This is a genomic window from Rhodococcus sp. KRD197 (assembly GCF_017168235.1).
In the GTDB taxonomy this organism is placed as follows: domain Bacteria; phylum Actinomycetota; class Actinomycetes; order Mycobacteriales; family Mycobacteriaceae; genus Rhodococcoides.
The window spans coordinates 63,245-77,114 of record NZ_JABFAO010000003.1 but is presented as its reverse complement, the minus strand read 5'-3'; the positions used below and the strand labels follow the sequence as shown (position 1 = coordinate 77,114).

General features: G+C 64.0%; 13 protein-coding genes. 7 read left to right on the top strand and 6 right to left on the bottom strand.

Going from position 1 to position 13,870, the window contains the following annotated elements:
* Positions 1-266: 266 nt before the first annotated feature.
* Positions 267-839 (top strand): hypothetical protein, encoded by a 573-nt coding sequence (locus tag J1M86_RS06075; protein ID WP_206509217.1) that lies wholly within the window; start codon positions 267-269, stop codon positions 837-839.
* Between the two features lie 30 nt (positions 840-869).
* The gene (gene dinB / locus J1M86_RS06070; RefSeq protein WP_206509216.1) at positions 870-2,066 is read left to right on the top strand and encodes a DNA polymerase IV; all 1,197 of its coding nucleotides are present in this window, start codon (positions 870-872) and stop codon (positions 2,064-2,066) included.
* On the opposite strand, the gene J1M86_RS06065 is transcribed toward dinB, so the two are convergent.
* Positions 2,052-3,449: a cytochrome P450 gene (locus J1M86_RS06065; protein WP_206509215.1), complete on the bottom strand. Its 1,398-nt coding sequence runs from the start codon at positions 3,447-3,449 to the stop codon at positions 2,052-2,054. The genes dinB and J1M86_RS06065 overlap by 15 nt on opposite strands.
* Positions 3,450-3,532: 83 nt before the next feature.
* On the opposite strand from J1M86_RS06065, the gene J1M86_RS06060 reads away from it, so the two are divergent.
* Both J1M86_RS06060 and J1M86_RS06055 read left to right on the top strand, forming a co-directional pair.
* Positions 3,533-4,123 carry a TetR/AcrR family transcriptional regulator gene (locus J1M86_RS06060; RefSeq protein ID WP_230557502.1) on the top strand — a complete coding sequence of 197 codons (591 nt, stop codon included), beginning with the start codon at positions 3,533-3,535 and terminating at the stop codon, positions 4,121-4,123.
* Positions 4,124-4,144: 21 nt separating this feature from the next.
* Entirely contained in the window at positions 4,145-4,414 is a 270-nt protein-coding gene (locus J1M86_RS06055; protein WP_206509214.1) for a DUF2277 domain-containing protein, read from the top strand.
* A 34-nt stretch (positions 4,415-4,448) separates the two neighbouring features.
* Here J1M86_RS06055 and J1M86_RS06050 read toward each other — a convergent pair whose 3' ends face one another.
* Positions 4,449-5,582, bottom strand: coding sequence for a steroid 3-ketoacyl-CoA thiolase (locus J1M86_RS06050; RefSeq protein ID WP_075837186.1), 1,134 nt, complete (start codon positions 5,580-5,582; stop codon positions 4,449-4,451).
* A 184-nt stretch (positions 5,583-5,766) separates the two neighbouring features.
* Between J1M86_RS06050 and J1M86_RS06045 the strand changes: the two genes are divergently transcribed.
* Positions 5,767-7,035: a cytochrome P450 gene (locus tag J1M86_RS06045; RefSeq protein ID WP_075837185.1), complete on the top strand. Its 1,269-nt coding sequence runs from the start codon at positions 5,767-5,769 to the stop codon at positions 7,033-7,035.
* 61 nt (positions 7,036-7,096) lie between these two features.
* On the opposite strand, the gene J1M86_RS06040 is transcribed toward J1M86_RS06045, so the two are convergent.
* Genes J1M86_RS06040 through J1M86_RS06025 form a run of 4 tightly spaced genes read right to left on the bottom strand, consistent with a single transcriptional unit; the run spans position 7,097 to position 11,142 of the window.
* A complete protein-coding gene (locus J1M86_RS06040) occupies positions 7,097-7,957 on the bottom strand; it encodes a TIGR03619 family F420-dependent LLM class oxidoreductase (protein ID WP_206509213.1) in 861 nt (286 codons plus the stop codon).
* Positions 7,954-9,123 (bottom strand): thiolase domain-containing protein, encoded by a 1,170-nt coding sequence (locus J1M86_RS06035; RefSeq protein ID WP_075838399.1) that lies wholly within the window; start codon positions 9,121-9,123, stop codon positions 7,954-7,956. The genes J1M86_RS06040 and J1M86_RS06035 overlap by 4 nt, the downstream gene beginning before the upstream one ends.
* Positions 9,124-10,173 (bottom strand): thiolase domain-containing protein, encoded by a 1,050-nt coding sequence (locus J1M86_RS06030; RefSeq protein WP_075838398.1) that lies wholly within the window; start codon positions 10,171-10,173, stop codon positions 9,124-9,126.
* Between the two features lie 9 nt (positions 10,174-10,182).
* Positions 10,183-11,142 carry a Zn-ribbon domain-containing OB-fold protein gene (locus tag J1M86_RS06025; protein WP_206509212.1) on the bottom strand — a complete coding sequence of 320 codons (960 nt, stop codon included), beginning with the start codon at positions 11,140-11,142 and terminating at the stop codon, positions 10,183-10,185.
* Between the two features lie 66 nt (positions 11,143-11,208).
* Here J1M86_RS06025 and J1M86_RS06020 point away from each other — a divergent pair, with 66 nt between their 5' ends.
* On the top strand, positions 11,209-12,237 hold the full coding sequence (locus J1M86_RS06020; protein ID WP_206509211.1) for an LLM class F420-dependent oxidoreductase: 1,029 nt from the start codon (positions 11,209-11,211) through the stop codon (positions 12,235-12,237).
* Positions 12,238-12,259: 22 nt separating this feature from the next.
* On the top strand, positions 12,260-13,819 hold the full coding sequence (locus tag J1M86_RS06015) for an acyl-CoA synthetase (protein ID WP_206509210.1): 1,560 nt from the start codon (positions 12,260-12,262) through the stop codon (positions 13,817-13,819).
* The last annotated feature ends 51 nt before the right edge of the window (positions 13,820-13,870 follow it).

The window sequence follows — 13,870 nt, the reverse complement described above, 5'->3', positions numbered from 1 at the left end:
AAGCGTCGCGCGCGAGCACGCCGAGTATCCCCGCGACACACACGTCGGTGTCCATGGCAACACCCTCGAAATCCCCCGATTCGAACATACTTGCGAGTGTAAGCGATGGGTCCGACACGTTTCCCGACCCGAACGAGAGGCGGAATACCCACTGCGACTGCAACAACCGTCGCCGCCCATTGCGCCGATCCGCGAAAGTGAGAACTCGAATCGGTACCGTAATACAGTATCGCTATTAAGGTCGAGGGGCGTCGACGGGAGCGCGCATGATACTCACGAGCCGAGTGGCTGCCGGCGTCGCCGACGGCAGTGTCTCGCTCGCCTTCCGGCGCTGGAAGACCCTGCGTGTGAAGCCAGGCAACACATTTCGAAGCACGGCCGGCGTAGTCGCAGTGGGAGATATCTCGGTGATCGCGGTTGGAGACATCACCGAGCAACTGGCACAGGCGGCGGGGGCGGCATCGAAAGACGAACTCGTCAAGACCTTCCGGGGCGACCCCGCCGATCCTGTCTTCAAGATCGAGCTGACGTGGGACGGGCCCGACACTCGCGTCGATCTCGGTGACGACGAAGCCCTTACCGATGAGGACTGCGCAAACATCGATCGACGCCTGGCCCGACTTGATCAGTCGAGCCGCCACGGCGCATGGACACGCCGCACTCTTCTCGCCATCCACCAGCATCCCGGCCTGCATGCCGAGTCGCTTCGTGGCGAGTTGGACAAGGCAGTCTTCAAGCGCAACGTCCGCAAGCTCAAAGACCTCGGGCTCACGCGAAGCTTGCCCGAGGGTTATGAACTCTCCCCGCGCGGCTCGGAGTACCTCGCCCGACGGTTGTAGGCATCATTACTGTCGGACCCTCGTGGGAGCATGAGGCTCGTGATCATGCACGCCGATCTCGACTCGTTCTACGCGTCCGTCGAGCAGCGCGACGACCCTCGCCTTCGGGGCAAGCCCGTGCTCGTCGGCGGCGGAGTGGTGCTCGCGGCCAGCTACGAGGCGAAGGCGTTCGGCGTGCGTACCCCGATGAGTGGCGCCCAGGCGAGAGCGTTGTGCCGACACGCGATCGTCGTGCCGCCGAGGATGGACGCCTACATCGAGGCCAGCCGAGCCGTCTTCGAGATCTTTCGTGACACCACCCCGTTGGTCGAGGGTATTTCCGTCGACGAGGCATTCCTCGACGTCACCGGTCTGAGTAGGATCCGCGGGACGCCCGTGCAGGTGGCCGAGCGGCTTCGCCGGGAGGTGAAGGAGCAGGTCGGACTGCCCATCACGGTGGGCATCGCGAGCACCAAGTTCCTTGCGAAAGTGGCGAGCGCAGTCGGCAAGCCCGACGGCCTGTTGCTCGTCGAACCGGGCCGTGAACTGGAGTTTCTTCATCCTCTCGGTATCGAAAGGCTGTGGGGAGTCGGCAAGGTGACTGCCGAGAAATTGCATGCCTTCGACATTCGAACCGTTGGCGACATCGCCGCGCAGACCGAGGCGTCCATCGTGGCGATTCTGGGAAAGGGCGCGGGGCATCATCTCTACTCGCTGGCGAACAACCGCGATCCCCGGCAGGTGCAGACGTACCGCGGCCGTAGCTCGATCGGTGCCCAGCACGCCCTCGGCCGCGGACCGACGTCGCCCAAAGATGTGGAGGTCTCGCTGATCGCGCTGGTGGATCGGGTGACCCAGCGGATGCGAGCGGCGGATCGGACGGGGCGGACGGTGGTGCTTCGGCTACGGTTCGCCGATTTCACCAAGATCACGCGCTCGCACACGCTGACTCGCGCAACCGCTGACACCCAGGACATTCTCGACGCCGCGCTTGCCCTGCTGCGCGAGGCCGCATCGTTGATCGCGGAGCAGGGAATCACGCTGGTCGGAGTCACTGTTGCCAACATCGAGCGCAGCGGCGCCGAACAACTCGAGCTGCAATTCGAGAAGGAACAGGACGCACCGAGTGCGTCTGCACTCGACCTCGCCCTCGACGGTGTCCACAGCAAGTTCGGGAAGAAGGCGTTGACGAGGGGCGTGCTGCTGGGCCGGAACTCGGGCCTGTCGGTCCCGCTATTGCCGGACTGAAATCTGCAGCTCGAAGTTCTTCGGCATCAGCGTCAGGCGTTCCTCGATCTTCAGCTGGTACGCCGGGTCGGCACGGAACTCGAAGCGTTGAAGGATCGTCCCGAGAACCAGAACGGCTTCATGGATGGCGAATTGTCTTCCGATGCACGCGCGTTCTCCGGTGCCCCACGGCTTGTAGACGTGCCCCGGCCGTGGTCGAACGTTGGCCGAGAGGAAGCGGTCCGGATCGAATCGATCGGTGTCCTCACCCCATACCGGATCGCGGTGCAATCCAGGGATGAGCACGAGCGCCCAGTCGCCCTTCTTCATCTCGTAGTTTCCCCCGATGACGGTGTCCTCACGTGCCTCTCTGGCGAATGCCGGCGCGGTCGGCCATAGTCGCAGAGCTTCGTCGAGGACGCGGCGCACCAGCCTCAGTTTGGGAACCTGCTGGAAAGTCGGTGACTCGGATCCCCACACCTCATCGACTTCGGCGCGAGCGGCCGCCATGATGTCGGGGTTGTGTGCGAGGTAGTAGAGCGCGAACGAGAGCGCACCCGATGTGGTTTCGTGTCCGGCGATGAGGAACGTCAGAATCTGGTGCCGAATGTTGATCTCGCTGAGGGCATTCGGGTTGTCCGCGTCGCGGGCGGCATCGAGCATGATGTCGAGCAGATCCGTCAGGCCGGGAGTGGAGCCCGTTTCTTCATCGCGCCGGGTGCGGATGATGTCGTCGAGGATTTCGGCGAGGTAGCGCTGGTTCTTGTCGTTCTTGCGGTCCGCTCGACGGTAGACCACGTTCGCGAGCCACGGTATGGGGAAGAGTTCACGGCGCTGATTGTGGCTCAGGACGCCCACCATGGCGTCGACGAAGGGGTGCGGTTTTTCGCGGGTGAAGGAGTCGAAGGTGTAGCTGAAGCCGGTGCGGCCGATGGTCTCGAGGGTCAGCTTCGTCATGTCGGCGGAGACGTCGACGGTCGATCGCGACTGCCATCGGGTGACGAGTTCCGAGGCGACCGACACCATGATGTCGTGATAGCTACGCATCGCGCTTGCGGTGAACGCGGGCCGGAGCAGGTCGTGGGCTTTGCGCCAGTTGGGTTCGTGGGAGTAGGCGGTGAACAGGCCGTCCCCGCCGACAGACCGGAGTCCTTCGACCGCCGGGGCGACGTGCTTGACGAACCGGTTCTCGTCGCACAGCTCGCCGGCGAGGTCGGCGCCGGCGACGATGACGAATTGTCGGCCCATCACCACGCGCTCGAAGATCGGGCCGAGTGTCTCGGCGAGGGCTATCGAGTCCTGGACCGGGGTCGACGCGTGGACGCCCACGACATCACCGATGAAGGGCACTCGCCTCGGCGGATGGGGGAGTGCGGGTGGGCGTGTTGCGATGTCGGCGACCATGGCGACCTCTTCGCTTGTTACTGAACTGGGATGCAATAGCGAACCTACTCCTTACTGAACCGGTGTCAAGTAGTCTGACTGGCGTGGAGCATGCGGAAACGATCAGTCCGCGCAGACGGCTCACCCCGGTTCAGCGCAGGAAACAGTTGCTCGACATCGGGTCACGGCTGTTCGCGGACAGGCCCTACGACGAGGTGTGGATCGAGGAGGTCGCCGACCTCGCGGGTGTCTCCCGGGGGCTCATGTACCACTACTTCTCGTCGAAGCGAGACTTCTTCGCCGAGATACTGAAGGTCGAGTCCGCCCGCATACTCGAGATCACCGCACCCGATACCTCGCTGCCCGTCGCCGAGCAGGTTGCGGCGGGACTCGATGCCTACTTTCGATATTCGGTAGAACACGAGCACGGTGTTCGCGCCATCAATCGCGGCGCAATGCTGGGGGACGCGGAGATCCAGTCGATCCTGACGGCCGAGCTCGACATCCAGCAGGAACGTATTCTCGCGGCGCTGCCCGCGGAGGTGCGTGACGACGAGGTGACCAAGACTGCACTGCGAGGATGGGTGTCGTTCGTACGGACGGTGTGCCTGGATTGGCTTGACCGCAAAACGATCACAGAAAGCGATGTCAAGCGCCTGTGCATGGGTGCACTCGAAGGGCTGCTACGGATCTGACCGAGGACTATCGTGATCTGCATGTGCCGAAACATCACCACGCTGCGCGGGCTCGAACCGCACGCGACCGACGAGGAGATCGAGGCCGCGGCGCGCCAGTACGTACGCAAGATCAGCGGCGTCCAGAAGGCGTCCGACGCCACTCGCGACGCCTTCGAGACCGCCGTCGCCGAAGTGACCGCCACGACCCATCGTCTCCTGGACGCCCTGCCGGAGCGACGTCAGCCGCCGCCCACGGTGCCGCCGCTGCGCCGCCCCGAGGTTCGGGCCCGCATCGCTGCCAAGGGCTGATCCGGCCCAGCTGATCCGGACCAGGTGATCCGACTCAGCTGATTCGTTCGATGATCGTTCCCGTGGACAGGGCGCCCCCCGCGCACATCGTGATCAGTGCGGTGGACCCGTCGCGGCGTTCGAGTTCGTGCAGGGCGGTTGTGATCAGCCGTGCGCCAGTACTTCCGACCGGATGGCCGAGCGCAAGCGCGCCCCCGTTGACGTTGACCTTGTCCATGTCGGGCTCGTGTACCGACGCCCACGACAAGGGAACCGAGGCGAACGCCTCGTTGATCTCGAACAGGTCGAGATCGCCCATCTTCATGCCGCTGCGTTCGAGCACCCGTGTGGTCGCCTGCACCGGCCCGTCGAGATGGAACTCGGTTTCGGCGCCGACGAGGCACTGCGAAACGATGCGTGCACGTGGGGTGAAGCCGAGTTCTCGGGCCCGCTCCTCGTCCATGACGATGACCGCGGCGGCGCCGTCGGAAATCTGTGAGGACGTGCCCGCGGTGTGCAGCCCGCCCTCGATGACCGGCTTGAGCTTGGCCAGGGATTCGGCAGTGGTGTCACGCAGTCCCTGATCTCGCGTGACTACGTCGTCCCCGATTCGTACCTGCAACGTTTCGCGGTCGAAGCGCCCCTCCTCCCACGCGCGCTTGGCCGCTGCCTGCGACCGGACACCGAGGGTTTCGAGATCGCTTCGAGAGAGGCCGCGCCGTCGCGCGATCCGCTCGGCCGCCTCGAACTGATTGGGAAGGTCGATCTCCCAGGAGTCCGGACGTCTCGACCCTGCGTTGTCGCCGACGTTCGCGCCCAGGGGAACTCGACTCATCGCCTCGACGCCACATGCCATTCCGGCGTCGATCGCCCCGATCGAGATCAGACCCGCCACGAGGTGGGTGGCCTGCTGAGCCGACCCGCATTGTGCGTCGACAGTGGTGCATCCGCTCTGCCAGGGTAGTCCGGCGTGTAGCCACGCCGTGCGCGTGATGTTGTTCGACTGCTCGCCTGCTTGCGTGACGCATCCGCCGATGACCTGCTCGATCATTGCCGGGTCGAGACCCAGGCGGTCCAGCGCGCCGTGCTGGGCGAGGCCGAGTAATTCGGCCGCGTGCAGTCCGGAGAGCCACCCTCCTCGCTTGCCGATGGGGGTGCGCACTGCCTCGACGATTACGGGATTGCCCACGGTGGGCTCCTTTCTACTCGTGTGAAAAGTAGAACACGTTCTTGAAATATGGCAAGCGATCTTCTTCCTTGCACAGCAGGGTTGTGTTTGAATAAATCTAGAACGTGTTTCACTTAAGCGCAGCCCTGCGGACAATCCAGCGGTGCAGGCTGCGGAGTGACCGAGGAACCATCAGGAGACTGCAGTGACAGACGTACGACCGGACCTCGCTCGTCCACAACTTCCCGAGGGCTTCGATCCGACAGATCCGGACATCTATGAACAGCGCATACCCGTGCAAGAGTTCGCCGAGCTGCGCAAGACTGCGCCGATCTGGTGGTGCCCGCAGCCGCCGACCGTAGGCGGATTCCACGACGAGGGCTACTGGGTCGTGACCAAGCACGCAGACATCAAGGAGATCTCGAAACGGAGCGATGTGTTCTCGAGCTACGAGAACACCGCGCTACCGCGCTTCAACGACGACATCACTCGTGAACAGATCGAACTGCAACGGTTCGTGATGCTCAATCAGGATGCGCCGCAGCACACCAAGACGCGCAAGCTCGTGTCCAAGGGATTCACGCCCAAGTCGATCAACGGCCTGCGTGACGAGCTGGAGCGGCGTGCGAACGAAATTGTGAAGAGGGCGGCCGAGAATCCGACCGGTGACTTCGTCACCGAGATCGCCTCGGAACTCCCGTTGCAGGCGATCGCCGATCTCATCGGGATTCCCCAGGAAGACCGGAGGAAGATCTTCGACTGGTCGAACGAGATGACGTCCTATGACGACCCGGAGTTCGATATCGATCCGGTGGAGGCGTCGACCCAGGTCCTGGGGTACGCGTACCAGATGGCCGACGAGCGCCGGAAGTGTCCGAAGGACGACATCATCACCAAGCTCATCAACGCCGACATCGACGGCGATCACATGGCGCCGGAGGAGTTCGGCTTCTTCGTCATCATTCTGGCAGTCGCGGGCAACGAAACCACTCGCAACGCGATCACCCACGGGATGGCGGCGTTCATGGAGAATCCGGATCAGTGGGAGCTGTACAAGAAGGAACGTCCGGAAACCACCGCCGACGAGATCGTCCGCTACGCGTCGCCGATCGTCGCTTTCCAGCGCACCGCCAAGGAGGACTTCGATCTGAACGGTACGACGATCAAGGCCGGCGATCGTGTGGCGATGTTCTACGGCTCCGCGAACTTCGACGAAGACGTCTTCGAGAACCCGCTCGAGTTCGACATCATGCGAGACCCCAACCCGCACGTCGGTTTCGGTGGCCACGGCGCGCACTACTGCATCGGTGCCAATCTTGCTCGGATGGAGATCGACCTGATGTTCAACGCGATCGCCGACCATATTCCGGATATTTCCAAGCTCGGCGATCCTCGTCGCTTGCGATCGGGATGGATCAACGGGGTCAAGGAATTCCAGGTCGATTACACGGGTGGATGCCCGGTTAGGCACTGAAGCGCATGTGCGCGGAAATACATAGCCTGCTATGTATTTCCGCGCACATGCGCTTCAGTGCCTAAAGGTACTTGTCGGCGAACTTCCGCAGAGAATCCTGCTTGTCCGCGAGCGGGCCGTCGAAGCCGATTCCGTCGAAGATCCACGGCACCGTGATGATGTCGGTGACGCCGGCGTCCTCGAGTTCCGCGTAGCCGTCCCGCCCGAATCGGTCGATGCACACGGTCTGGATCTCGAACGGCTCGTCCGCTCTACCGTATTCGGCGCGCAGCTCACGAAGTCGCGCGATGACCGCCACCAGGTCATCGAACTTGATCATCGCCGAGGTCCATCCGTCACCGACCCGCGCGGCCCGCCGAAGCGCGACGTCGGTGTGCCCGCCCACGTAGAAGGGAACGGGCTTGGTCGGTGCGGGACTCATCTGCAGATCGTCGAAATCGTAGAACTCGCCGTGATGGGCGACCATTCCGCCGCCGAGAATGAGCTTGATGACCTCGATCATCTCATCGACACGCTTGCCGCGTTTGGCGTACGGCACACCGCACCACTCGAACTCCTCGGGTGCCCAACCTATTCCGACGCCGAACCCGAATCGGTTGCCCGTCATCGCTGCAACCGAGCCGACCTGACGCGCAAGCAGCACCGGATTGCGGGACCCCAGTTCGAGGACCTGAGTGTAGAACTCGATGCGCGAGGTGACCGCCCCCATCGCGGCTGCAGCGATCAGCGGATCGACCCACGGCGTCTCTGCGTTCCACATTCGAGAACCGTCGGGGGTGTACGGGTAGTCGGCGGATTGAGTCTTCATGTAGAACAGCGAGTCCGGGAGTGCGATCGAGGAGTAGCCGCACTCCTCCGCCGTCTGCGCCAGCGTGGTCAACTCGTTCAACGGCGTCATCGCGATGCCGACGGTGTACTTCACGGCTGCTCACTTCCCACGACCCACATCGAGAAGTACTGGGAGCCGCCGCCGTACGCGTGGCCCAGCGCTTTCCTGGCGTCGGCCACCTGATGGTCGCCGGCTCGGTGCATCACCTGCATGGCGGCCTCGGCGAATCGGATCATGCCCGACGCGCCGATCGGGTTGGAGCAGAGCACGCCGCCGGAACAGTTGACCGGGAGTTTGCCCCCGATGGCCGTGTCACCGGCCTCGGTGAGCTTCCAACCCTGCCCCTCGGCCATGAAGCCGAGGTTTTCGAGCCACATCGGCTCGAACCAGGAGAAGGGTACATAGATCTCGGCGACGTCGATCTCGGTGAGCGGGTCACTGATACCGGCCGACTTCCACAGGGCGGCAGCGGCATCTCGACCGGCCTGCGGGTTGACCTGGTCCCTGCCCGAGAACGTGGTCGGCTCGGTCCGCATGGCGGTGGCATGAATCCAGGCGACGGTCTTGCCGTCGGCTTCTCGGGCGCGGGCGGTGTCCTCGTCGCCGATGACGACCGCGCAGGCACCGTCGGAGGACGGGCAGGTCTCGTCGTATCGGATCGGGTCCCACAGCATCTGCGAGGCCTGCACCGATTCGAGCGTGATATCCGGTTGTTTCAGGTGCGCGTACGGGTTCTTGCTGCCGTTGAGGCGGTCCTTGACGGCAACCATCGCCCCGATGTGCTCGGGCGCGTTGGAGCGTCGGATGTAGGAGCGGACGTGCGGCGCAAAGTAGCCGCCCGCACCGGCTCCGACCGGCATGTTGAACGGCACCGGAATCGACAGCGCCCACATCGCATTGCTCTCGGACTGCTTCTCCCACGCCACCGCAAGCACCCGACGATGCACTCCCGAGGTGACGAGAGAACTCGCGACCACGGCGGTGGAACCGCCGACAGAACCGGCTGTGTGTACGCGGAGCAGCGGTTTTCCGGTGGCGCCGATGGCGTCCGCCATGAACAGCTCCGGCATCATCACGCCCTCGAACAGGTCTGGGGCCTTGCCGACAACGACCGCGTCGATGTCGTCCCAGGTGACCTCCGCATCGAGCATCGCCCGGTCGATCGCCTCACGAAGCATTCCGGACATCGACACGTCGTGACGCTTGGCGACGTAGTGCGTCTGCCCGGTGCCGATGACTGCGGCTGGGTTCTTGCTCACCTATCTGCCCTCCATGACCGCGACGAGATTCTGTTGCAGCAGAGGCCCGCTGGTGGCATGCGCGAGGACGCGAGAGTCCGAACCGTCGAATATTCGGGTGGCGGCGTGGCCGATGCGTTCGAGCCCCGCCGAGAACATCGGATTCCCGACGAGTGGGCCGCCGGATGGATTGATCGTCGCCTCACTTGGAAGCCACTGCGACAGAATCAGCTCCTGATGCGTGAACGGTGCGTGTAGTTCTGCGGCCGAGATGCTCGCCAGGTCGCCGCCCGAGGCCTTCAGCGCCGCGTTGTAGGCCGACGGTGCGCTCGTGAGATCGCGGGCACCGATGTTGGGGGAGTCGACGAGGTGTTCGATGCCGGTGATCCACGCCGGGCGCTCTCGAAGCGACCGTGCGCGGTCGCCTGCGGCGAGAACGATCGCCGACGCCCCGTCGGTGACCGGCGCGCAATCGTGCGCGCGCAGGGGATCGGCGATGTAGTCCGAGCGCAGAATGGACTCGAGTTCGAGCGGGTCGGACAGTTGGGCCAGCGGATGCGCGTTCGATCGGTTTCGGACCGCGACTTCGGCCATCGCTCGCTCGTCCCATTTCCCGGCGTCGATACCGGCGCGTGCCTGTATTCCAGCCAGTGACACGGCATCCGGCCAGAGTGGTGCGACAAGGTAGGGGTCCAGCTGCATCGCCAGCACCTTCGCGAGCGTGCCGGCGGAGGACTTGCCGAAGCCGTAGACCAGCGCGGTGTCCACCTCGCCTGTCATCAGTTTGATCCACGCCTCGTAGAACGCCCAGGCGGCGTCCATCTCGACGTGGGACTCGTTGATCGGGGGGACGGCGCCGATGGCGTCGATCGCCGAGATGAAGGAGAACGCCCGCCCAGCAAGATAGTCGGAGGAACCAGAGCACCAGAATCCGATGTCGGACTTGGTGATGCCGAGTTCGGCATACAGTTGCGCAAAACACGGCACCAGCATTTCGACGCCGTTGGTGGTACCTGCGGTTTCGGCGACGTTCGGCGCCTGGGCGAAGCCCACCACTGCGATATCGGTCATCTTCGCCTCTCAGAGGTGATGCTTGTAGGAGTCGTACTCGGCGTCGGGCTCACCCGTCGGGCGGAAGTACTCGATGTTCTCGAGTGTGTAGCCCCACTCTTCGCGGGGCTTCCACTTCGCCTCGACCCGCATGCCCATGCGTACATCCGCGGGATCGCATTCGAGGATCAGATGCAGAAACGCGATGTCGGCGCCGTCGAGCAGCACGTATGCCGCGATGTACGGAGGTGTGATGCGTTGCCCGAGGAACGGCACGTTCACGATGCAGTAGGTGGTGACGATGCCCCGGTCCGGCAGCTCGACCTGCTCGGTGGTCGGGCGACCATCAGTGGGGCTCGCGCCGCGCGGGGGCACGTAGACCTTGCCGTCGGAGTCGGTGCGACCGCCGAGAATTCGGCCCTCGGCGAGCCCTCGCAGGTAGTAGCTCTCCTCGGCCGAGGCGGAGTGCGTGTATTCCAGTCGGACCGGGGTGGTGATCATCGTGACGGCGTCGGCGCCGGGATCGCCGGTGGAGTGAGGCTGGTCGTCGCCCTCTCCGGGTTCGAAGCACTCGATGTCGTGGATGTCCCCGACGCGATCCTCCGCCCATCGGGCATGGACGCGCATTCCCGTCGCCATGTTTGTCGACGAACCGGCGTCGACGGCATGCAGTATCGCGGTGTCCGCTCCGTCGAGCTGGATCAACGCGAAGGCGAAGGGATGATCGAGGGGTTGCCCGTCGTACGGATTCGGAACCCACGACCACGAGAGCACCGTGCCGGAGGATCCGACGTCGACGAACTCGGTGATGGGTTCCTTTGTGACCGAATCGTATTCGGGTGGCGGGACGTACACACGTCCGTCGCTTCCGCGTCCGCCGGTCAGCTGTTTGCGGCGCAGGCCCGTCAAGAACGCCCCGATGGTCGGCCCGACAGATCGGGTGTAATCGAAGGCGTTGTTCAGAGGTGCGCTGAGTGGTGTATTCACCATAGTCACAATTTCAGTAGAACAGGTTCTTATTATGGTGGCAAGACCACGACGACGGAAGGCGCCTTCATGAAGCTCGGTTTGCAGCTCGGATACTGGGGTGCGCAGCCTCCGGAGGGAACCGGAGAACTGGTCGACGCGGCCGAGGCGGCGGGCTTCGATGCGATCTTCGCGGCCGAATCCTGGGGCTCGGACGCGTTCACTCCGCTCGCGTGGTGGGGTTCGCGAACCTCGAAGGTTCGACTGGGTACGTCGGTGGCGCAGCTGTCTGCGCGCACCCCCACCAGCTGCGCCATGCATGCGTTGACGCTCGACCACCTGAGCGACGGTCGGGCGGTACTGGGGCTGGGAGTGTCGGGGCCTCAGGTGGTGGAGGGGTGGTACGGCACCCCGTTCGCGAAACCGCTCGCTCGTACCCGCGAATACGTCGACATCGTGCGTCAGGTGCTGGCTCGGGAGGGGCCGGTGACCAGCTCCGGGCCGCACTATCCGCTGCCCGCGGGAGGCACCGGGCTCGGTAAGGCGCTCAAGCCGATCACCCACCCCTTGCGCGCGGACCTGCCGATCTGGCTGGGCGCCGAGGGACCGAAGAACGTGGCGCTGGCCGCTGAGATCGCCGACGGCTGGCTCGCGATCTACTACTCGCCGCGGCTGGCGCCGATGTACGGCGAGTGGCTCGACGAGGGCTTCGCGCGCGCGGGTGCGCGTCGTTCGCGGAAGGATTTCGAGATCGCGGCCACGTGTCAGGTGGTCGTCACCGACAACCGTGCGGCAGCGATCGCCCAGCTCAAGCCGACGATTGCGTTGTACGTGGGCGGAATGGGGGCGCCGAGTGAGAACTTCCACGCGCAGGTCTACCGGAGAATGGGCTACGGCCCCGAGGTCGAGGAGATCGGGCGGCTGTTCCGGGCCGGCCGCAAGGACGACGCCGCGGCGGTGGTCCCCGACGAGATGGTGGCCGAGACGATGATCATCGGCGACGAGGATCATGTGCGCAGCGAGGTGAAGCGTTGGAGTGATGCCGGGGTGACGATGTTGTTGGTCACTGCGCACACCCCGTCGCGCGTCGCCGAGCTGGGGGCCTTGCTGAACCGGTAGAACACGTTCTAGATTGATGGCCATGACGGTCGAGCAGAAGACTGAGACACGCACCGGTGGACTCTGGAATATCGCAGCCGAGGAACCCGACCGAATCGCGCTCGTGGATCCGGGTGGCGAGAGCCGAACGTACGGCCAACTCGTTTCCGAGGCCAACAGGTACGGCCGGGGCCTGCAAGAGTTGGGACTACGGCCCGGCGACAGCGTCGTGATGATGCTGCACAACAGTGCCGACCTCGTTGCGTTCTACTTCGCCGCGTATCAAACCGGCCTGTACATCGTGGCGGTCAACTGGCACCTGACCGGCCCTGAGGTTGCATACATTCTGAAGGACAGCGACGCCAAAGCCTTTGTCGCTTCGAGTCGTTTCAGTGCGGCGGCCCGTCAGGCTGCTGACGAATCGGGCGTCGCGAACAGGTACTCCGTCGGTGAGATCGACGGCTTCACCCCGCTGCGCGACCTCGGCACCTCGGACGAGCGTCCCGAGATCCGCACAGCCGGTGGACCCATGCTCTACACCTCCGGGACGACGGGCAAACCGAAGGGTGTCCGGCGTCCGTTGACCGGCGCCGACCCCGACCAGGTACCGCTGGCGTCGAGTGGCTTCTTCTCGATCTTCGGGATCCGGCCCTTCGACGATCATGTGCACATCTGCGGGTCTCCGCTCTACCACACGGCGGTGCTGAACTTCGTCGCCATCTCGATTCAAGTGGGGCACAAAGTAGTTCTGATGGATCGTTGGGATCCGGAGGAGATGCTGGCATTGATCGAGCGTCACCGAGTGACACACAGTCACATGGTTCCGACGCAATTTCACCGACTTCTCGCGCTTCCGGAAGATGTTCGAAGCAAGTACGACGTCTCCTCGCTGAGAGTGATGATTCACGGTGCAGCTCCGTGTCCGAAGGAAGTCAAACGACGAATGCTTCACTGGTGGGGTCCGGTTGTCACCGAGTACTACGCGGCAACCGAGGGCGGCGGCACCGTGATCTCCGGCGAGGAGTGGCTACGCAAACCCGGTTCGGTCGGCACCGCGTGGCCCAATTCGGTCGTCACCGTGCTCGGCGACGACGGGAACGAACTTCCGGTCGGTGAACCCGGCCAGGTGTACATGCGTATGGGCGGATCGAGTTTCGAGTATCACCACGACAAGAAGAAGACGGAGGAGTCACGCGTCGGAGATATGTTCACCCTCGGTGACATCGGCTATCTCGACGAGGACGGCTATCTGTTCCTCTGCGATCGCAAATCGGACATGATCATCTCCGGCGGCGTCAACATCTATCCGGCAGAGATCGAGGGCGAGCTGGTCACGCACCCGAAAGTCGCCGATGTGGCGGTCTTCGGTGTGCCGCATGTCGATTGGGGCGAGGAGATCAAGGCGGTCGTGCAACCGGAGGTGGGGATCGAGCCGTCCGAGGCCCTCACCGAGGAGCTCCTCGCATTCGCCCGCGAGCGGCTGGCGAAGTTCAAGCTCCCGAGATCGGTGGAGTACGTCGACGAGCTTCCGCGCGATCCCAACGGAAAACTGTACAAGCGCAAGCTCCGCGACCCGTACTGGCAGGGTCGCGCGAATATTTAGGCGCTGACGCGCATGTGAGTGGAAATGCATAGTGGGACACGTATTTCCACT

Coding starts and splice junctions, on each gene's coding strand:
- J1M86_RS06075 (WP_206509217.1), top strand. CDS start 267: ATGATACTCACGAGCCGAGTGGCTGCCGGCGTCGCCGACGGCAGTGTC.
- dinB (WP_206509216.1), top strand. CDS start 870: ATGAGGCTCGTGATCATGCACGCCGATCTCGACTCGTTCTACGCGTCC.
- J1M86_RS06065 (WP_206509215.1), bottom strand. CDS start 3,449: ATGGTCGCCGACATCGCAACACGCCCACCCGCACTCCCCCATCCGCCG.
- J1M86_RS06055 (WP_206509214.1), top strand. CDS start 4,145: ATGTGCCGAAACATCACCACGCTGCGCGGGCTCGAACCGCACGCGACC.
- J1M86_RS06030 (WP_075838398.1), bottom strand. CDS start 10,173: ATGACCGATATCGCAGTGGTGGGCTTCGCCCAGGCGCCGAACGTCGCC.
- J1M86_RS06025 (WP_206509212.1), bottom strand. CDS start 11,142: ATGGTGAATACACCACTCAGCGCACCTCTGAACAACGCCTTCGATTAC.
- J1M86_RS06020 (WP_206509211.1), top strand. CDS start 11,209: ATGAAGCTCGGTTTGCAGCTCGGATACTGGGGTGCGCAGCCTCCGGAG.
- J1M86_RS06015 (WP_206509210.1), top strand. CDS start 12,260: ATGACGGTCGAGCAGAAGACTGAGACACGCACCGGTGGACTCTGGAAT.